Here is a 19,611-nt window from a genome sequence, read left to right as displayed (position 1 = left end):
ATGATGAGCCTTCGTCCGTGGAGAAAGCCGATGCCCGTTCCAGACCTGAAGAGCCAGTTCGCCGCGCTGATCGCCGCGCCTTCGGTGAGTTGCACCCAGCCCGGCTGGGACCAGTCCAACCAGGCGGTGATCGACCTGCTGGCGACCTGGCTGGGCGAGCTCGGCTTCCGTTGCGAGGTGCAGCAGGTGGCGCCCGGCAAGGCCAACCTGCTGGCCACCCTGGGCAGCGGCCCCGGCGGCCTGGTGCTGGCGGGCCACAGCGACACCGTGCCCTTCGACGCCGCGCTGTGGAAGAGCGACCCACTGCGGCTCGCCGAGGCCGATGACCGCTGGTACGGCCTGGGCAGCTGCGACATGAAGGGCTTCTTCCCCCTGGTGATCGAGGCCGTGCGCGCCTTGCGCGACCAGCCGTTCCGCCGCCCGCTGATCGTGCTGGCCACCTGCGACGAGGAAAGCTCGATGTCCGGCGCCCGTGCCCTGGCCGCCGCCGGGCAGCCGCTGGGCCGCGCCGCGGTGATCGGCGAGCCCACCGGGCTGAAGCCGATCCGCCTGCACAAGGGCGTGATGATGGAGCGCATCGACATCCTCGGGCAGAGCGGCCACTCCTCCGACCCGAGCCTGGGCCGCAGCGCCCTGGAGGCGATGCACGAGAGCATCGCCGCGCTGGTGGTCCTGCGTGGCGAGTGGCAGCGCACGTTCAACAACCCGCTGTTCAACGTGCCCCAGCTCACCCTCAACCTCGGCTGCATCCACGGTGGCGACAACCCCAACCGCATCTGCGGCCAGTGCAGCCTGGAGTTCGACCTGCGCCCGCTGCCGGGCATGGAGCCGGAGATGCTCCGCGCGGCCATCCGCCAGCGCCTGGCGCCGCTCGCCGAGCGCCATGGCGTGGCCATCGACTACCAACCGCTGTTCCCCGCCGTGCCGCCCTTCGAGGAGCCCGCCGGAAGTGATCTGGTGCGCCTGGCCGAACGTCTTACCGGGCATGCCGCAGAAGCGGTGGCCTTCGGCACCGAAGCCCCGTATCTTCAGCAGCTTGGTTGCGAGACCCTGGTGCTCGGCCCCGGCGACATCGCCTGCGCCCACCAGCCCGATGAACACCTCGAACTGTCACGCATCGAACCTACCGTGGCGCTGTTGCGCCAGCTCATCCAGCACTACTGCCTGAACCCCGCCGACAAGGCCTGATGTGGAGGGAATCCGTTGATGTTCCTGCGACGACGATAAACGCGACGCCCCCGACTCCGTCTCCGGAGTAGCACCGCTCATTTCGCCAACGTCCACAGGCTCACGGAATCCATGCACGACTACGTCAACTGGCTGCGCCACGCATCGCCCTATATCAACGCCCACCGGGACTGCACCTTCGTGGTGATGCTGCCCGGCGAGGGTGTCGCCCATCCGAATTTCGGCAACATCGTCCACGACCTGGTGCTGCTGCACAGCCTGGGGGTGCGCCTGGTGCTGGTGCACGGCTCGCGCCCGCAAATCGAGGCGCGCCTGGCCGCGCGCGGGCTCACCCCGCACTTCCACCGCGACCTGCGCATCACCGACGGCCCCACCCTGGAGTGCGTGATCGACGCCGTGGGCCAGCTGCGCATCGCCATCGAGGCGCGCCTGTCCATGGACATCGCCGCCTCGCCCATGCAGGGCTCGCGCCTGCGTGTGACCGGCGGCAACTTCGTCACCGCGCGGCCCATTGGCGTGGTCGATGGCGTCGACTACCACCACACCGGTGAAGTGCGCCGCATCGACCGCAAGGGCGTCGGCCGCCAGCTGGACGAGCGCTCCATCGTGCTGCTCTCGCCCCTGGGCTACTCGCCCACGGGGGAAATCTTCAACCTCGCCTGCGAAGACGTCGCCACCCGCGCCGCCATCGACCTGGGCGCGGACAAGCTGGTGCTGTTCGGCAGCGAACGCGGGCTGATCGACGAAGCCGGCAAGCTGGTGCGCGAACTGCGCCCGCAGCAGGTGCCCAGCCACCTCGTGCGCCTGGGCAACAGCTACCAGGCCGAGCTGCTGGACGCCGCCGCCCAGGCCTGCCGCAGCGGGGTCAAGCGCAGCCACATGGTCAGCTACGCCGAGGACGGCTCCCTGCTCACCGAGCTGTTCACCCGCGACGGTGGCGGCACCCTGGTGGACCAGGAGCAGTTCGAATCCCTGCGCGAAGCCACCATCGAGGACGTCGGCGGGCTGATCGACCTGATCACCCCGCTGGAGGACCAGGGCATCCTGGTGCGCCGTTCCCGCGAGGTGCTGGAGCGCGAGATCGGCCAGTTCAGCATCGTCGAGCGCGACGGCCACATCATCGCCTGCGCGGCGCTCTATCCCATCGCCGACTCCGAGGCCGGCGAGCTGGCGTGCCTGGCGGTGAACCCGGAATACCGCCACGGCGGCCGTGGTGACGAGCTGCTGGAACGCATCGAGGACCGCGCTCGCGCCCTGGGCCTGAAGACCCTCTTCGTGCTCACCACCCGCACCGCCCACTGGTTCCGCGAGCGCGGCTTCCAGCCCAGCGGCGTGGAAAGCCTGCCGGCGGCGCGCGCCTCGCTCTACAACTACCAGCGCAATTCGAAGATCTTCGAAAAGGCGCTCTGAGGCCGCTCCTACAGAACTGAGGGCGCGTGCCGTAGGGTGTGCCGTGCGCACCTTCGCACGGTGCTTCCGGCGAGCTCCAGGTGCGCGCAGCACACCCTACGTCTGGAGTGAGCGACGGCTGCCCGCTCCTAGGCCCCTCTTCCAGTGGACTCGCGAAAGGGCCCGGCACCGAGCCGGGCCCATCGCGGCTGAAGCCGCTCCCACAGGGGGAGTTCCCCTCACCCCATCAGGGCAATATCGCGAACACCCGCGCCGGGAAGCCGGTGCCCCGGGCGATCTTCGGGAAGCTCACCACCACCAGCGCGCCGGCTTCCGGCACCTGGTCCAGGTTAGCCAGCAGCTCGATCTGGTAGTGGTCCTTGCCGAGGATGTAGGACTCCAGCGAGTAGTCGTCCTTGCTGGTGGCGATGCCGGGGTCGGTGTCCGTGGTCTCGTGGCCGGAGGCGGTGATCTTGCGCGTCTCGTAGAGGTACACCAGCGCCTCCTTGCTCCAGCCCGGGTAGTGGGCCACGCCCTGGGCGTCGGCGTTCTGGATCTTTTCCTGGCTCGGCCAGCGCTTGGACCAATCGCTGCGCAGGGCCACGAAGGCGCCTTCCGGCACCGGCCCGTGCTCGGCCTCCCAGGCCTTCACGTCGGCCAGGGTCAGCACGTAGTCGGGGTTCTTCGCCGCCTGCTGGTGGATGTCCAGCACCACCAGCGGCAGCAGCTGTTCCTTCACGTCGATCTGGTCGATGCCGCGCAGGCCCTTGTGGAAGTGCACCGGCGGGTCGACATGGGTGCCCCACTGGCCGACGTGGGTGTAGAGGTCCACCTGGAAGCCGTCCTTGTCTACGGTGTAGAGCGTCTTGCGCTGGGCGTTCTCGAAGCCCTTCCAGTGCGGCACCTGCTCGTCGTAGGCGTGGGTCAGGTCGACCCAGGTCTTGGTTTTGAGCGTGGCGTAGGTGTCCCAGAGGCCGGGTTGCGCGGCCTGGGCCAGCAGCGGCAGGGACAGCGAGGCGGTGAGGGCCAGGCGGCCCAGGGTGCGTATCGACATGCGTGACCTTCTCCTTGGTTGGGATCGGGCCGGTACGGGCGGGCTGCCTATACTGGCTGTCTCATAACTTAGAAGGGGAAACGCGATGTCGTCTAAGCACTTGATCGAATATGAACATGCCAGTCCGGAAGTACGCGCCGTCTATGACGACATCATGGCCACGCGCAAGGTCGACCAGGTGAACAACTTCTGGAAGGCCCTGGCCCAGCACCCGGACAACCTGCGTCGCACCTGGGAGAGCCTGAAGCAGGTGATGGCCCCCGGCGCGCTGGACTCGCTGACCAAGGAGCTGCTCTACGTGGCCGTCAGCGTCACCAACAATTGCGCCTACTGCATCGGCTCGCACACGGCGGCGGCGCGCAAGGCGGGGATGACCGAGGAAATGTTCGGCGAACTGCAGGCGGTGATCGGCATGGCCAATGAGACCAACCGGCTGGCGACGGGTTATCGGGTTCCGCTGGACGCGGCTTTTCGCGAGGACTGATTCAGGCGATCCGCGAGGGACGCTGCAGCTCGTACTGGTCGTGGCCGTCGTCCCAACCGGCTTCCCAGGCCGCGGCGAGCACTTCGGCGGGGTAGGGCTGCTGGTTGATGGTCTGGCCGGTGAGGCCCGCCATGTAGCCTTGTTGGTAAGCCTTGTTGAGGCTTTCCAGGCTCCATTGCTGGCTGTCTTCGGGATGGGCGTCTGGGGGCGCCATGGGCAAAGCTCGCAGGCTCTGGATATGTGCTCATGCTAGCTGCCGGTTTTCCGGCGCGGGTGGCCGCCTGTCCCAGTTGGAGCCCCAGCTTGTCGGTTTTGTGACAGGCCGCGCCTTTTGAGGGCGCGTGGGTTCGCGGGTGGTTCCGGCGCCGCTGCAATCCGTAGGTTGGGCTGAGGTACGAAGCCGCAACGAGCGGGGTGGCGGCTAGCACCGTTGGGCCTCGCTGCGCTCGGCGCCAACCTACCGTAGCCCGGGCTTCAGCCCGGGAACGGCAGGGACCGTGTCAGTTGCTCAGCAAGCCGAGGATGCTGGCCTGGTAGGCGGCGACGAAGGTGTCGAAGTCGACATCGGGCTCGGCTTCCAGGCGTGCCTGTTCCTCCAGGGATTCGCGCGCCATGGTTTCCAGGCGTTCCTGGTCGTCCGGGGCCAGGGTCTCGGCGCGGAAGTACTCGGCGTGCTGCTGGCTGTAGCGCAGGGCGAACTCGCTGAAGCTCTCGCCGCGCTCGCGCAGTTCGGCCAGGACCCGGGCCGAGGGCGTGAGGTTGGCGTCGGCGACCTTGGGGCGTTGGGCCGCGAGGGCTTCGGCGTGGGCCTGGCCACCCTGGGCGCGGTCCAGCAGGTCGGCGGTGCGGGCGATCTGGTCGAGCAGCTCGCCAGTCCATTCCTGGAGGCCGATTTCCTGGCCGTTGCGCTGCAGGTGCAGGCCGGGGCGGCGACCTTCCTTGACCACGCGCTGGAAGTTGTCGGTGCAGTCGCGGCATTCGCCGCCGGCCAGGGGCGGGCTGTCCTGCAGGGCGCAGAACAGCAGGAAGGCGTCGAGGAAGCGCGACTCTTCCAGGTCGATGCCCAGGGGCAGGAAGGGGTTGATGTCCAGGCAGCGCACTTCGACGTACTGCACGCCACGGGCCATCAGTGCCTGGATCGGGCGCTCGCCGGTGTAGGTGACGCGCTTCGGGCGGATCGACGAGTAGTACTCGTTCTCGATCTGGATCACGTTGGTGTTCAGCTGCACCCATTCGCCGTCGCGCTTGGTGCCGATCTCGGCATAGGGCGGGTAGGGCGTGGACACCGCCTGGCGCAGGCTCGACAGGTAGCTGTCGAGGTTGTTGTAGCAGGGCGTGAGGCCGGACTGGGCGTTGTTCTGGTAGCCCAGGTCGCTCATGCGCAGGCTGGTGGCCCAGGGCAGGAACAGGGTGTCGGCGTCGAGGCGGTCGAGGTCGTGGGGGCGGCCACGGAGGAAGTTCTGGTCCAGCGCCGGCGCCGCGCCGAACAGGTACATCAGCAACCAGCTGTAGCGGCGGAAGTTGCGGATCATCGCGATGTAGCGCGCCGACTGGAAGTCGCGGTCGCTATGCTCGTCGCCTTCGGCTTCCTTGAGCAGGGGCCACAGGGCTTCGGGCAGGGAGAAGTTGTAGTGGATGCCGGCGATGCACTGCATGGTCTTGCCGTAGCGCACGGCCAGGCCGCGGCGGTAGACGTACTTCAGGCGGCCGATGGGCGAGGTGCCGTAGCGGGCGATCGGGATGATCTCCTCGCTGGGCAGGCGGCCGGGCATCGAGGCGCTCCACAGCAGCTCGCCGTCGAGCTTCTGGTAGGTGAAGCGATGGATCTTCTCCAGGTCCGCCAGGGTGTCGGCCGGGTCGTGCTCGGTGGGGGTGATGAACTCCAGCAGCGACTCGGAATAGTCGGTGGTGATCTGCGGGTTGGTCAGGGCCGAACCGACGGCCACCGGGTGCGGCGTCAGGGCCAACTGGCCGTTGTCTTCGACGCGCAGGCATTCGCGTTCGATACCGTGCAGGCACTGGGTCAGCAGGGACAGGTGGGCACGCTCGCCCAGCAATGCCAGGCGGCGGGAGAGAAGGTCGCTCAATTTGGAATCCTGTGGGTCCCAGGGACAGTCGCCCCAATATGAGGGTGGACTGGTCGGTCTACAAGGGGCGGACATGACTGCGTTGTCGCTTTGTCCAGAATAGAGCCTCGCCGTCCTGGCGCTTACAGCTGGGCGAAGGTGCCTTGCCCTTTAGCGACCAGCTTGTCGCCCTGCAGCACATCGGCTTCGACCACCAGGGTCCGCGAGCCGGCGTGCACCACCCGCGCGCGGCAGAGGATGTCACCCTCGGCCACGGGACGGATGTAGTTGATCTTGCATTCGATGGTGGCGCTGCGCCGCTCGAAACCATGGACGCTGGTGCAGGCCAGGCCCATGGCGATATCGAGCAGCGAGAAGATGGCTCCGCCGTGCATCACCTGGCCGCGATTGCGCAGGTGCTCGCCCATCGTCAGGCGCGCCTCGGCGACGCCGTCGCCCAGGCTGACCGGTTCGATGCCCAGCAGCTTGCTGTAGGCGCTGGCGGTGTGCAGGTCGGAGATTTCCATCTCAGCTCACTTCTTCTTGATCTGCTTGGCGTTGGCGAACAGCGAGGCCATGGCGTTGTTCGTCGGCGCCGCCTGTTGCTGCTGGCGCGGTGCGCCGCGATCCGCACGCTGGCCGCCCTGGGGACGACCGCCGCCGCGCGGGCCATCGACCTTCTCGCCGGGGGTGTCGCTCATGCGCATGGACAGGCCGACGCGGTTACGCGGGATGTCCACTTCCATGACCTTGACCTTGACGATGTCGCCGGCCTTGACCACTTCGTACGGGTCCTTGACGAACTTCTCCGACAGCGCGGAGATGTGCACCAGGCCGTCCTGATGGACGCCGATGTCGACGAAGGCGCCGAAGTTGGTGACGTTGGTCACCACGCCTTCCAGCACCATGCCGGGCTTGAGGTCCTTGAGGCTCTCGACGCCTTCCTGGAACTCGGCGGTCTTGAACTCGGGACGCGGGTCGCGGCCGGGCTTGTCCAGTTCCTTGAGGATGTCGGTGACGGTGGGCAGGCCGAAGGTCTCGTCGGTGAACGTGGCCGGGTCGAGGCGCTTGAGGAAGCCCGAATCGCCGATCAGCGAGCGGATGTCGCGGCCGGTGTCGGCGGCGATACGCTGCACCAGCGGGTAGGTTTCCGGGTGCACCGCGGAGGCGTCCAGCGGGTTGTCGCCGTTCATCACGCGGAGGAAGCCGGCGGCCAGCACGTAGGTCTTCTCGCCCAGGCGGCTGACGTTCTTCAGCTCCTCGCGGGTCTTGAAGGCGCCGTTGGCGTCGCGGTGGGCGACGATGTTCTGCGCCAGGGTCGCGTTGAGGCCGGAGATGCGCGCCAGCAGGGCGGCGGAGGCGGTGTTCACGTCCACGCCCACGGCGTTCACGCAGTCTTCCACCACCGCGTCCAGGCTGCGCGCCAGCTGCAGCTGGGACACGTCGTGCTGGTACTGGCCGACGCCGATGGACTTGGGCTCGATCTTCACCAGCTCGGCCAGGGGGTCCTGCAGGCGGCGGGCGATGGACACGGCGCCCCGCAGGGACACGTCCAGGTCGGGGAATTCCTTGGCGGCCAGTTCCGAGGCCGAGTACACCGAGGCGCCAGCTTCGCTGACCATGATCTTGGTCATCTTCAGGCCCGGCATCTTGCTGATCAGCTCGCCGGCCAGCTTGTCGGTCTCGCGGCTGGCGGTGCCGTTGCCGATGGCGATCAGGTCCACGCCGTGCTTGGCGCAGAGCTTGGCCAGGGTGGCCAGGGTGTCATCCCACTTGTTGTGCGGCACGTGGGGGTAGACGGTGGCGGTTTCCAGCAGCTTGCCGGTGGCGTCGACCACCGCGACCTTGCAGCCGGTGCGCAGGCCCGGGTCCAGGCCCAGGGTGGCGCGCGGGCCGGCCGGGGCGGCCAGCAGCAGGTCGTGCAGGTTGCGGGCGAAGACGTTGATCGCCTCGGTCTCCGCGCCTTCGCGCAGTTCGCCCAGCAGGTCGGTTTCCAGGTGGGTGTAGAGCTTGACCTTCCAGGTCCAGCGCACCACCTCGCCCAGCCATTTGTCGGCGGCGCGGGCCTGGTCCTTCACGCCGAAGCGCTCGCCGATCATCACTTCGCAGGGGTGCATGGTGCCCGGCAGCTCGTCGCCGACCTTCAGGGCGACGCTGAGCACGCCCTCGTTGCGGCCACGGAAGATCGCCAGGGCGCGGTGCGACGGCGCGCCCTTGAGGGCCTCGTCGTGCTCGAAGTAGTCGCTGAACTTGGCGCCTTCCTGTTCCTTGCCGGCCACCAGGCGGGCAGTGAGGGTGGCGTTGTCCTTGAGGAAGCTGCGCAGGCTGGCCAGCAGGGTGGCGTCTTCGGCGAAGCGCTCCATGAGGATGTACTTGGCGCCTTCGAGCACCGCCTTGGTGTCGGCGAAGCCCTTTTCGGCATCGATGAAGCGTGCGGCTTCGGTTTCCGGCGCCAGGGTCGGGTCGGCGAAGAGCGCGTCGGCCAGCTCGCCGAGGCCGGCTTCCAGGGCGATCTGGCCCTTGGTGCGGCGCTTCTGCTTGTACGGCAGGTAAAGGTCTTCGAGGCGGGTCTTGGTGTCGGCCAGCTTGATTTCGCGGGCCAGTTCCGGGGTCAGCTTGCCCTGTTCCTCGATGCTGGAGAGGATCGCGCCACGGCGGTCCTCCAGCTCGCGCAGGTAGCGCAGGCGCTCTTCCAGGTTGCGCAGCTGGGTGTCGTCCAGGCTGCCGGTGACTTCCTTGCGGTAGCGGGCGATGAAGGGAACGGTGGAGCCTTCATCGAGCAGGGCAACGGCAGCGGCGACTTGTTGCGGGCGCACGCCCAGCTCTTCAGCGATTCGGTTGTTGATGCTTTCCATATGAAAAAGACACACCTGATGACCAACGAAAGACCGGCCGGGCCTGGCCTCGGCCGGGAAACAAGCGGCGCATTATAAACACCCCGTTGCGTTGGCCAGGGCACCGTTCGGGGAAAAATCTGCTAACAATGGTCGAGCCGCGCGACACCGGCGCTGAGTAATAATGCCGCGCTTGAGAAACCAGGAGAGAACATGAGCAGCATCCCCAATGCCGAGGGCGAAAAGATCCTGATCGTCGACGACGACGCGCGTCTGCGTCGTTTGCTCGAGCGCTTTTTCGAGGAGCAGGGCTACCGCGTGCGCGCGGTGGAAAACGTCGAACAGATGGACCGCCTGCTGGCCCGCGAGCTGTTCAACCTCGTGGTCCTGGACCTGATGCTGCCCGGCGAGGACGGCCTGTCCGCCTGCCGCCGCCTGCGCGCATCGAACAACCAGGTGCCGATCATCATGCTCACCGCCAAGGGCGACGAGTCCAGCCGTATCCAGGGCCTGGAACTGGGTGCCGACGACTACCTGGCCAAGCCGTTCAACCCGCGCGAGCTGCTGGCGCGGATCAAGGCCGTGCTGCGCCGCCAGGCACCCCAGGTGCCCGGCGCTCCCGCCGCTGCCGACGAGAGCGTGAGCTTCGGCGAGTACGAGCTGTCCCTGGCCACCCGCGAGCTGAAGAGGGGCGAGGACGTGCACATGCTCACCACCGGCGAGTTCGCCGTGCTCAAGGCCCTGGTCCAGCACGCCCGCGAGCCGCTGACCCGCGACAAGCTGATGAACCTGGCCCGTGGCCGCGAATGGGACGCCCTGGAGCGCTCCATTGACGTGCAGATCTCCCGCCTGCGCCGGCTGATCGAGCCCGACCCGTCCAAGCCCCGCTATATCCAGACCGTCTGGGGCGTCGGCTACGTGTTCGTGCCCGACGGCAACAAGTGACCCACCCCGCCGCGCCCGTATCCCCGGGCGCGGCACTGCTGTGTCTAGGCGTCTGAGCCTCCTGCCCGGAAAACCCGATGAAAGCGCCGTACTGGTTCCCGCAGAGTTTCTTCTCCCGCACCCTCTGGCTGGTGCTCATCGTCGTGCTGTTTTCCAAGGCCCTGACCCTGGTCTACCTGATGATGAACGAGGACGTCCTCGTGGACCGCCAGTACAGCCACGGCGCGGCCCTGACCCTGCGCGCCTACTGGGCGGCCAGCGAGTCCGAGCGGGACGACCTGGCCAAGGCCGCCGGCCTCAAGCGGGTGACCCGCGACGCCGTGCCGCCCAGCGAGCAGCACTGGCCCTACAGCGAAATCTTCGAGCGGCAGATGCAGACCGAGCTCGGCCCCGAAACCGAGGTGCGCCTGCGCGCCAAGAGCCCGCCGGCGCTCTGGGTCCAGGCCCCGGCGCTGGGCCCGGACTGGGTGCGCATCCCGCTGTATCCACACCCCTTGCGGGGGCAGCGCATCTGGAGCGTGCTCGGCTGGTTCCTCGGCATCGGCCTGCTGTCCACCGCCGCCGCCTGGATCTTCGTGCGCCAGCTCAACGCCCCGCTCAAGCGCCTGGTGTTCGCCGCCCGCCAGCTCGGCCAGGGCCGCAGCGTGCGCCTGCCGGTGAGCGACACCCCCAGCGAGATGACCGAGGTCTACCGCGCCTTCAACCAGATGGCCGAGGACGTCGAACAGGCCGCCCGCGAGCGCGAACTGATGCTGGCCGGGGTTTCCCACGACCTGCGCACGCCGCTGACGCGCCTGCGCCTGTCCCTGGAGCTGATGAGCAGCGACAGCGAGCTGACCGAAGACATGGTCCGCGACATCGAGGACATGGACGCCATCCTCGACCAGTTCCTCGCCTTCATTCGCGACGGCCGCGACGAGCGCCAGGAAGAGCTCGACCTGGGCGAGCTGGTGCGCGAGGTGGTGGCGCCCTACAACCAGCACGAGGAGCGCGTGCGCCTGTGCCTGGAACCGCTGCCGCCGTTCCCGCTGCGGCGCGTGTCGATCAAGCGCCTGCTGGTGAACCTGATCGAGAACGCGCTGCGATATGGCGGCAACGGCGTCGAAGTGGCGGCGTTCGTGGCGGGTGATCACACCGCGCCCTATATCGTCCTCAGTGTCCTCGACCGCGGCCAGGGCATCGACCCGGCGGAGCTGGGCGACATCTTCAACCCCTTCATCCGCGGCGACCGCGCCCGTGGCGGCAAGGGCACCGGCCTGGGCCTGGCCATCGTCAAGCGCATCGCCGCGCTGCACGGCGGTAGCGTCGAGTTGCGCAACCGCTCCGGCGGCGGCCTTGAAGCCCGCGTGTGCCTGCCCATCGGCCTGCTGCTGCCCCGCGACGCCGCCTGATCACCGCGCCCCGGCCGCCTGTGCCGGGGCCTCCGCGCCGCCGGCCGCGCCTTCCGTCAGGCGGCGGTCGGCGCTTGCGTTTGTATAGTGTCACTTTGCCTTGACCCACGTACTCTAGGCGCCCTGGACTATCCTCTAGCGCGCGTAGACATGAGGTCACAATGCCCGCCGCTCAAGCCCGCTTGCCCAACTGGACCTGGTGGTCGTCACTCCCGTTGCTGCACATCGCCACCTGGCTCTCCCTGGGCACTCAGGTTTCCGGCGGCGTGGCGCTCTGGTACCTGCCATTTTCCCTGGGCCTGGTGGGTTGCCTGTGGTGGGGCCCCCGGGTATTGCTCGCGGTCTTTCTCAATGCCGCGCTGAGCGCGCCGCTGTGGGGGCTGGACTGGCGCCTCGCGCCCTTCTACGCCCTGCCCGAAACCCTCAGCATCGCCGTCGGCTGGCTGCTCCTGCGGTCGTCGCGCTTCGATGTCGCCCTGGCGGATTTCTCCAGCCTGCTGCGCTTCATGCTGCTCGGCGTGCTGGTGCCGGTGACCCTGGTGTCCACCGGGGTGCAGGGCAGTCTTCTGCTCACCGGGGTGATCAAGCCCGAAGCCTGGGGCACCGCCAGCCTGCTGATGTGGCTGGGCGACAGTCTCACCACCCTGGTCATCGCCCTGCCGCTGCTCACCTACCTGACGCCCTGGTTGCGCCGTCGGCGCTGCGCCCTGGGCACTTACTCGCGGCTGCCCGAATCGATGCTCAGGCTGCCGCCCTGGCCGGTGCTGCTGGTGTTGTGTATCGCCCTGCCGCTGGCCATCGCGGTGATGCCGCTGCTGCTGACCCTGCCGCTGATCGGCCTGGTGATGCTCAGCCTGGCGCTGGTCTGGGGCTTCCCCGGCGCCCTGTGCGGCGCCGGCCTGACCACCGCCACCGTGCTCGCCCTGCCGATCCTCCGCGAGCTGGGCGAGGCGCCGCAGTGGCTGGAGCCGCAGCGCATCGAACTGCACCTCAGCGTGCTGCTGCTGATGGTCTCCACCCTGCTGGTGGGCCGCTCCCTCAGCGACCTGCGCCTGGAGCTGCGCCGCCGCAACGAGATGCAGCAAGCCCTGGCGCTGAATAGCCTGGCCCTGGAAGCCAGCCCGCTGGGGGTGATCATCGTCGACGCGCGCCAGCCTGATTTTCCCCTGACCTACTGCAACCCGGCCTTCCAGCGCATCACCGGCTACAGCCGCAAGGAAGTGCTCGGGCGCAACTGCCGCTTCCTGGTCGGCCATGACCGCAACCAGCCCGACCTGCCGCGCCTGCTGGCCGCCATCCGGCGCGGCGAGCCCTGTCAGGTGGTGCTGCGCAACTACCGCAAGGACGGCAGCCTGTTCTGGAACGAAGTGACCCTGGCGCCGATGCACGACGACCATGGCATCAGCCACTTCGTCGCCCTGCAGCACGACGTCAGCCGCCGCGAGATGCTCGCCGAGGAGTTGGGCGTGCGCCGCGAGGAACTGCTGCGCCAGACCCACCTGCTGAGCCAGACCGAAGCCATCGCCGACATCGGCGGCTGGGTGCTGGAGCTGCCCGGCGAGCAGATGTTCTGGAGCGAAGGCACCTTCCGCATCTACGACCTGGACCCCGTGGGCGGCGCGCCCAACCTGGAACAGGCGATGAACTACTTCGACGAGGACAGCCGCGCCCGCGCCCAGGCCACCCTCGACCATGTGCTGCGCACCGCCGACCCCTTCGACATCGAACTGCGCATCGTCACCGCCAAGAGCATCTACCGCTGGGTGCGCCTCAAGGGCCTGGCCGAGCACGACGGCGAGCAGGTGATCCGCATCTACGGCGCGGTCCAGGACCTCACCGAGCTGAAGCGCGCCGAGCGCCGCCAGCGTGAGCGCGACGAGCGCCTGCACCTGTTCTTCGAGGCGCCGCTGATCGGCATGGCCCTGTGCTCGCCCGAGCACTGCTGGGAAGAGGTCAACTTCAAGCTGTGCAGCATCCTCGGCCGCTCCCGCGAAATGCTCCAGGGCGCCGACTGGCTGAGCATCACCCACCCCGACGACCGTGGCGCCGAGCTGGCCCTGCTGCACCAGGTGCGCAGCGGCCAGCGCGACGGCTACGAGCTGGACAAGCGCTTCCTGCGGCCCGACGAGAGCGTCATCTACACCCGCATCAACGTCCGCGCCGTGCGGGACGCCGACGGCCGTCTCCATGCGCTGCTGGCCCTGGTGGAAGACGTCAGCGCCCGCCGCGAGGCCGAGGCGCGCTACCGCATCCTGGTGGAGCACGCCCCCGAGGCGATCCTGGTGTTCGACGTCGAGCGCGGCATCACCGAAGCCAACGAAAACGCCGCACGCCTCTACGGCCTGCCCCGCGAGGAGCTGATGGGGCGCATGCCCACCAGCTTCAGCCCGCTGCTGCAGGCCGATGGCCGCCCCTCGCGGGATGTCGGGCACGCCTACGCCCAGGCCGCGCTGGCCGGCGAGGCGCCGGTGTTCGAGTGGCTGATGCGCGATGTCGCCGGCCGCGTGCGCCCCTGCGAAGTGCGCCTGGTGCGCTTGCCGGGTGGCGGCGCGCCGTTGATCCGCCTGAGCATCACCGACATTTCCGAGCGCCAGCGCTACCAGCGCGAGATCGAACGCCTGGCCTACAGCGACGAACTCACCGGGTTGCCCAACCGCCGCCTGCTCCTCGACCGCCTGCAGCACGCCATGGCCCGAGAAGTGCGCGAAGGCCGCTACGGCTCGCTGCTGTTCATCGACCTGGACCACTTCAAGACCGTCAACGACAGCCTTGGCCATCCGGTGGGCGATGCCCTGCTGCGTGAAGTCACCGCGCGCCTGGCCAGCTGCCTGCGGGCCGAAGACACCCTGGCGCGCCTGGGCGGCGACGAATTCGTGGTGCTGCTCGAAGCTCTGGCCGACAGCCCCGAACAGACCGCCGAATACGCCGCCGAAGTGGGCACCAAGCTGCTCCACAGCCTGCACGGCAGCTACCGCATCGGCGAGCACGAGCTGTCGGTCAGCGCCAGCATCGGCATCGCCCTGCACCCCTTCGAGCGCCAGGGTGCGGCCGACGTCCTCAAGCAGGCCGACACCGCCATGTACCGGGCCAAGCAGGGCGGCCGCAACGCGCTGCACTTCTTCGCCCCGGCCATGCAGGCCGCCATCGACCAGCGCCTGCAGCTGCAAAGCGAGCTGCGCCAGGCCGTCGCCCGGGGCCAGCTGTTCCTCGAATTCCAGCCGCAGCTGTCCCTCGCCGACGAGCGCGTGGTGGGCGCCGAGGCCCTGCTGCGCTGGCGCAACCCCACCCGGGGCGTGGTGCCGCCGAGCCAGTTCATCGCCCTGGCCGAAGAGACCGGGCTGATCCTCGAACTCAGCGACTGGGTGCTCGACCGCGCCTGCGCCAGCCTGGCCCAGTGGCTGCCGCAGTGGCCCGAGCTGGTGATGGCGATCAACGTCAGCCCTCGCGACCTGCGCCAGGGTGATTTCGTCGCCCGGGTCAGCGACTGCCTGCAGCGCCACGGCGTGCCGGCCCAGCGCCTGGAGCTGGAAATCACCGAAGGCAGCCTGCTGGAAGACGTCGAGCAGTGCATCGCCGCCATGCAGGCGCTCAAGCGCCTGGGCGTGCGCTTCGCCATCGACGACTTCGGCACCGGCTATTCCTCGCTCACCTACCTCAAGCGCCTACCCCTGGACCGCCTGAAGATCGACCGCAGCTTCGTCGAAGGCCTGGAGCTGGCGGGCAGCGACGCCGCGCTGGTGGACACCATCCTCGCCATCGGCCACAACCTCGGCCTGGAATGCGTGGCCGAAGGCATCGAAGCCCGGGGCCAGTACCACAGCCTGCGCGCCCTGGGCTGCGCCCTCGGCCAGGGCTACCACTTCAGCCCGCCGCTGGATGAGGCGGCCTTCCTCGACTGGCTGCGGCAGCGCGCCCCTTGAGTCCCGTCTCCCTGTACCGCCTTGCGGGCTGGCTGCTGTGCACCCTGTTGCTCTGGGTGGGCGGGCCGGCCCCGGCCAGCGCCGCCTACCCGGCGGGCATCGACCTGCGCGAATGGTCCCCGGAGGCGCAGCCGATGGAGATCATGGCTGGCGACTGGCTGCTCACCTGGCGCGGCGGGGTGCGCCCGCCGTCCCGGGTCGAGCTGCCCTTCACCTGGCACGACGGCACTCCGCGCTGGTGGGGCGAGGTGGGCTTTGGCGAGATCGAGCTGAGCACCGAGCTGCGCCTGCCCACCACCGACGAGCCCCTGGCGCTGTACATCGACGCGCTGAAATCGGCCGGGCGGGTGTGGATAGACGGCGAGCTGGTGGCCGGTGTCGGCACGGTCGGTGACGCCGCCCAGGAACATCCGCGCATCGCCCCGCTGCTGGTGCCCCTGCCGCCCGGCGCCGACAGCGTGCTGGTGCGCATCGAGCTGTCCAACCACTTCCACCGCGAGGGCGGCATCGACATGCCGATCCTGGCGGGCGCGCGCCACTACCTCGAACACCGCGCCGCCGTGGCCCGGGGCGTGCAGCTGTTCACCCTGGGCGGCTGCATCCTCATGGCGCTGTACCTGATGCTGCTGGGCAGTTGGAACGACCGCCAACTGCTCGGCGGCCCCTTCAGCATGATGCTGGTGCTGGCGGCCCTGAGCGCCGCCGCCAACAGCGGGCTGATGGATAACCTGGAGCTGCCCACCAGCCTTATCTACCACATCAAGTACATCTGCCAGGGGCTCTACCCGGCGATCTACGCCCTGCTGCTGCGCCGCCTGTTCCCCCAGGAATCCAGCCGCCGGGTCACCCGCCTGCTGCTGGCGGTCGCCGCACTCATCGGCCTGCTGGTGCTGCTGGCGCCGCCAGCGCTGTTCACCGCCACCCGCGAGCCGGTGGCGCTGCTGGTGGTCGGCTCCTGCCTGTTCTTTCTCAGCGTGGTGGTGCGCGCGGTGCGCCATGGTCGCGACGGCGCCTGGGCGATCCTCCTGGGCATGCTCCTGGTCACCGCGGCGGTGTGCAACGACGTGCTGCTCTACACCGAGGGCGTGGTCACCATCAGCGTATTCCCCCTCGGCGTGCTGGCGCTGCTGCTGTCCCACGGCGTGGTGCTGGGCCAGCGCATGCTCGCGGCGCTGCGCCACAACGTCGAGCTGTCCGACCGCCTGCAACGCCTCAACGTGTCCCTGGAGTTGCGCGTGGAGCAGCGCACCGAGGTGCTGCGCAAGAACCGCGACCTGCTCGACCGCACCCTGGAACACATGGACGCGGCGCTGCTCTCGGTGGACGGCCAGGGCAACCTGCTGGCGATCAACCAGCGCTTCCGCCGCCTGTTCGGTGTCTCCGGCGAAGCCATCGACCGCGCCCAGCTGCTGCGCTGCCTTGGGCGTGCCGAGCTGGCCCTGAGTGCCGAGGAGTGCCTGGCACTGCTGCCGCCCCTGGACCAGCCCCTGCGCGCCCAGGACGACCTGGCCCTGGGCAACCGCCTGATCGTCGCGGTGCGCCGCCGCGCCCTGGCCGACGGCGGCTGGGTCGCCACCTTCGAAGATGTCACCCGCCAGCGCCTCGCCGAGCAGGGCGTGCAGGGCGGCGATATCGGCCACTGGAAGCTCGACCTGGCCACCCGGCGCCTGGAAGGCACCGCGCGCTGCTGGACCCTGCTCGGCTACGAGCCCCACTCGCTGGGGACGGCGGCGCTGCCGGCCCTGGCCCACCCGCAGGAGCGCGGCCGGCTGTTCGCCGAGCTGCGCCGGGCCCGCCGTGGCGATGGCGAGCTGCACTGCAGCCTGCGCCTGTTGCGGGCCGGCGGTGAATGGCTGTGGGTGTCGCTGCGGGCGCGCTGCATCCTCGACCGCAAGGGGCGGCCGCTCTACTGGCTCGGCGTGGTCGAGGACATCGACCGCGAAGTCTGTGCCCAGCAAGCCCTGGAACAGGCCCGCGACCAGGCACTGCGCGATGCCCGGCAGACCGAAGAACTGCTCGCCACCCTCAGCCACGAACTGCGCACCCCGCTGGTGGCCATCCAGGGCCACATCGCCCTGCTGCTGGATCGCGACGACCTGCCCGCGCCCATGCGCCGTCGCCTGGACACCGTGCAGGACGCCTCGCGCGGGCTCACCGACGTGCTCGACGGCCTGCTCGCCCTGGCCCGCAGCGAATCGGTGGAGCTGCCGCGCCGGGTGCTCTTCGACTTCGGCACCCTGGCCGCCGAATGCGTCGAGGTGATGCGCCTGCAGGCCTCTGCCAAGGGCCTGGAGCTGACCCTGCAACTGGAGTTGGGCGAGCGCTGCTGGGTGGAAGGCAGCCCGGTGGGCGTGCGCCAGGTGCTCTACAACCTGCTGGGCAACGCCATCAAGTTCACCGAGCGCGGCGGCATCGACGTGCGCCTGCAGCACAGCGCCCTGGGCGAGGGCGTGGTGATCACCATCACCGATACCGGCCTGGGCATTCCCGAAGCCTTGCAGGCCCAGGTGTTCAACGCCTTCACCCGCCTGGAGCAGCACAGCGCGCTGCCCGGCGTCGGCCTCGGCCTGTACATCGTCCAGCGCCTGATGCAGCTGATGGCGGGCGAGATCGGTCTGCAAAGCACGCCCGGCGTGGGCTCCTGCTTTCGCCTGGCGCTGCCCTGGCCGACCCTGCGTGGCCAGGGCCCCGCCAGCCGCAGCCTCGACGTGCCCCTGGACGGCCTCTACGTGCTGCTGGTGGAAGACGTGCCGGTGAGCCGCGAGGTGACCAGCGAACTGCTGCTCTCCTGGGGCTGCCTGGTGGACAGCGCCGGCGACGGCCGTGACGCCATCGCCGCGTGCCGCGAACACGAGTACGACCTGGTGCTGATGGACATGCGCCTGCCGGACATGGACGGCCTGCAGGCCAGCCGGCTGATCCGCGAAGGGCAGGGCGACGTCGGCCCGCTGATGGTCGCGCTCACCGCCAACGCCACCGACCTCGACCGCCAGGCCTGCCTGCAGGCGGGCCTCGACGGGGTGCTGGCCAAGCCCCTGCAGCGCCACGAATTGCAGCGCCTGCTCAGCGGCGAAGACATGTTCGCGCCGTCCTCCGCGGAGCTGGCTGAAGGCGACGAACGCAGCCTCGCCGCCCCGCGCTTCGAGCAATTGCGCCAATGGCTGGGCACCGACCTGTTCGACCGCCTGCTGCCGTCCTTCATCGGCTCCCTCGACGAGGTGCGCAGCGGCGTGATCGAGCTGCTCGACCAGCCGGCGGGCCCGCGCCGCTCGGCCTTGCTTCACCGTTTGCAGGGCAGCGCGGCCAACTTCGGCCTGCACGGCCTGGCCAATCGCACCCAGGCGGCGCAAAGGGGCGAGATAGAGCTGCGCGCGCTACTTGGCGTGCTGGACGAACATCGCCGCTTGTTGCGCGAGGAGATGCACAGCGATAAAACTGCGCCTCCCTGAAACGGGTGGAACGTCCGCTTTCGCCCTGCAATCTGCATCCATAACTACAACGAGCCCTCGGATCGCAATGGAAAAACTCTTAGTCGTCGAAGATGCGCCGGAGATCCGCGAGATGGTCTCGCTGTATCTGGCCAATGCCGGCTATGAGGTGCTGGAAACCGCCTCGGGCCTCGAGTGCCTGCGCCTGTACGACCGCCACCAGCCGGCGGCGGTGATCCTCGATATCGGCCTGCCGGACATCGACGGGCTCAGCGTGGCGGCCCAGCTGCGCAGCAAGAACCCGGAGATCGGCATCATCCTGGTGACCGTGCGCGACGACGACTTCGACCGCGTGGCGGGCCTGGAGACCGGTGCCGACTGCTACATCACCAAGCCGGTGAACCTGCGCGTGCTGCTGGCGCAGATCCGCAGCCTGCTGCGCCGCCGCGGCATCGGCGACAAACCCAGCCAGGACCTGTGCCTGGGCCCGTACCGGGTCGACCTGCTGCGCCGCCGCATCGCCGACGAGCAGGGTGCCGACGTCAGCCTCACCGCCGGCGAGTTCGCCCTGCTGATCGGCCTTATCGAGCGTCGCGGCAAGGCCGTCAGCCGCCATGACCTGCTCGCCTGCCTGCGCTCCGGAGTCGACGCCGACGATGCCGGCGACCTGCGCACCGTGGACACCCTGGTGGCCCGTTTGCGGCGCAAGCTGGAGCTCAATTCGAACCGTCCGCAGCTGATCCAGACCGTCTACGGCAAGGGTTACAAGCTGGCGTCCGAGGCTGAGATGTCAAACTGATGGCGCCGACCGCCTGACGGCTGTCAACCGTTGTTCACAAGCATGAACGGCCACGTCTAGTTCCGCCTTGATTCGGGCGGGGACAATACCTGTCGCTGGAAAAAACCATTGCG

The 19,611-nt window shown here is 68.8% G+C and carries 13 protein-coding genes; 8 read left to right on the top strand and 5 right to left on the bottom strand.

Going from position 1 to position 19,611, the window contains the following annotated elements; all coding sequences use genetic code 11:
- Positions 1-30 precede the first annotated feature (30 nt).
- Together argE and argA are read left to right on the top strand one after the other, a co-directional pair.
- Positions 31-1,188, top strand: a complete 1,158-nt coding sequence (argE, locus tag PI990_RS30025) for an acetylornithine deacetylase (RefSeq protein ID WP_271659345.1) — start codon at positions 31-33, stop codon at positions 1,186-1,188.
- A 111-nt stretch (positions 1,189-1,299) separates the two neighbouring features.
- On the top strand, positions 1,300-2,598 hold the full coding sequence (argA, locus tag PI990_RS30020; protein WP_021218597.1) for an amino-acid N-acetyltransferase: 1,299 nt from the start codon (positions 1,300-1,302) through the stop codon (positions 2,596-2,598).
- A 226-nt stretch (positions 2,599-2,824) separates the two neighbouring features.
- On the opposite strand, the gene PI990_RS30015 is transcribed toward argA, so the two are convergent.
- Positions 2,825-3,631 (bottom strand): cyclase family protein, encoded by an 807-nt coding sequence (locus PI990_RS30015; RefSeq protein WP_184489784.1) that lies wholly within the window; start codon positions 3,629-3,631, stop codon positions 2,825-2,827.
- An 85-nt stretch (positions 3,632-3,716) separates the two neighbouring features.
- On the opposite strand from PI990_RS30015, the gene PI990_RS30010 reads away from it, so the two are divergent.
- Positions 3,717-4,115 carry a carboxymuconolactone decarboxylase family protein gene (locus PI990_RS30010; protein WP_271659344.1) on the top strand — a complete coding sequence of 133 codons (399 nt, stop codon included), beginning with the start codon at positions 3,717-3,719 and terminating at the stop codon, positions 4,113-4,115.
- A gap of 1 nt (position 4,116) precedes the next feature.
- Here the strand turns inward: PI990_RS30010 and rmf are convergent, their stop codons facing one another.
- From rmf to PI990_RS29990, 4 genes are all read right to left on the bottom strand, one after another.
- Positions 4,117-4,329 (bottom strand): ribosome modulation factor, encoded by a 213-nt coding sequence (rmf, locus tag PI990_RS30005; protein ID WP_021218600.1) that lies wholly within the window; start codon positions 4,327-4,329, stop codon positions 4,117-4,119.
- A 286-nt stretch (positions 4,330-4,615) separates the two neighbouring features.
- Entirely contained in the window at positions 4,616-6,202 is a 1,587-nt protein-coding gene (gene gshA / locus PI990_RS30000) for a glutamate--cysteine ligase (RefSeq protein WP_271659343.1), read from the bottom strand.
- A 122-nt stretch (positions 6,203-6,324) separates the two neighbouring features.
- Positions 6,325-6,708: a PaaI family thioesterase gene (locus PI990_RS29995; RefSeq protein WP_021218602.1), complete on the bottom strand. Its 384-nt coding sequence runs from the start codon at positions 6,706-6,708 to the stop codon at positions 6,325-6,327.
- 6 nt (positions 6,709-6,714) lie between these two features.
- The gene (locus PI990_RS29990; RefSeq protein WP_271659342.1) at positions 6,715-9,036 is read right to left on the bottom strand and encodes a Tex family protein; all 2,322 of its coding nucleotides are present in this window, start codon (positions 9,034-9,036) and stop codon (positions 6,715-6,717) included.
- 153 nt (positions 9,037-9,189) lie between these two features.
- Here PI990_RS29990 and ompR point away from each other — a divergent pair, with 153 nt between their 5' ends.
- The 5 genes from ompR to PI990_RS29965 all read left to right on the top strand — a co-directional run bounded on the left by ompR (position 9,190) and on the right by PI990_RS29965 (position 19,498).
- Positions 9,190-9,960 carry an osmolarity response regulator transcription factor OmpR gene (ompR, locus tag PI990_RS29985; protein WP_371877119.1) on the top strand — a complete coding sequence of 257 codons (771 nt, stop codon included), beginning with the start codon at positions 9,190-9,192 and terminating at the stop codon, positions 9,958-9,960.
- Positions 9,961-10,037: 77 nt separating this feature from the next.
- Entirely contained in the window at positions 10,038-11,351 is a 1,314-nt protein-coding gene (locus PI990_RS29980) for an ATP-binding protein (RefSeq protein ID WP_271659341.1), read from the top strand.
- 161 nt (positions 11,352-11,512) lie between these two features.
- Positions 11,513-15,271: a bifunctional diguanylate cyclase/phosphodiesterase gene (locus PI990_RS29975; protein WP_271659340.1), complete on the top strand. Its 3,759-nt coding sequence runs from the start codon at positions 11,513-11,515 to the stop codon at positions 15,269-15,271.
- Complete coding sequence (locus PI990_RS29970; RefSeq protein ID WP_271659339.1) at positions 15,268-18,720, top strand: ATP-binding protein; 3,453 nt, start codon at positions 15,268-15,270, stop codon at positions 18,718-18,720. Before PI990_RS29975 ends, PI990_RS29970 begins: the two co-directional genes overlap by 4 nt.
- 67 nt (positions 18,721-18,787) lie before the next feature.
- On the top strand, positions 18,788-19,498 hold the full coding sequence (locus tag PI990_RS29965) for a response regulator transcription factor (RefSeq protein WP_271659338.1): 711 nt from the start codon (positions 18,788-18,790) through the stop codon (positions 19,496-19,498).
- The last annotated feature ends 113 nt before the right edge of the window (positions 19,499-19,611 follow it).

Origin of the sequence: Pseudomonas sp. TUM22785 (genome assembly GCF_028198105.1) — a bacterium.
GTDB lineage: Bacteria > Pseudomonadota > Gammaproteobacteria > Pseudomonadales > Pseudomonadaceae > Metapseudomonas > Metapseudomonas solani.
Note: the sequence above shows the minus strand (reverse complement) of the source record. Positions and strands in the feature narration are given on the sequence as shown.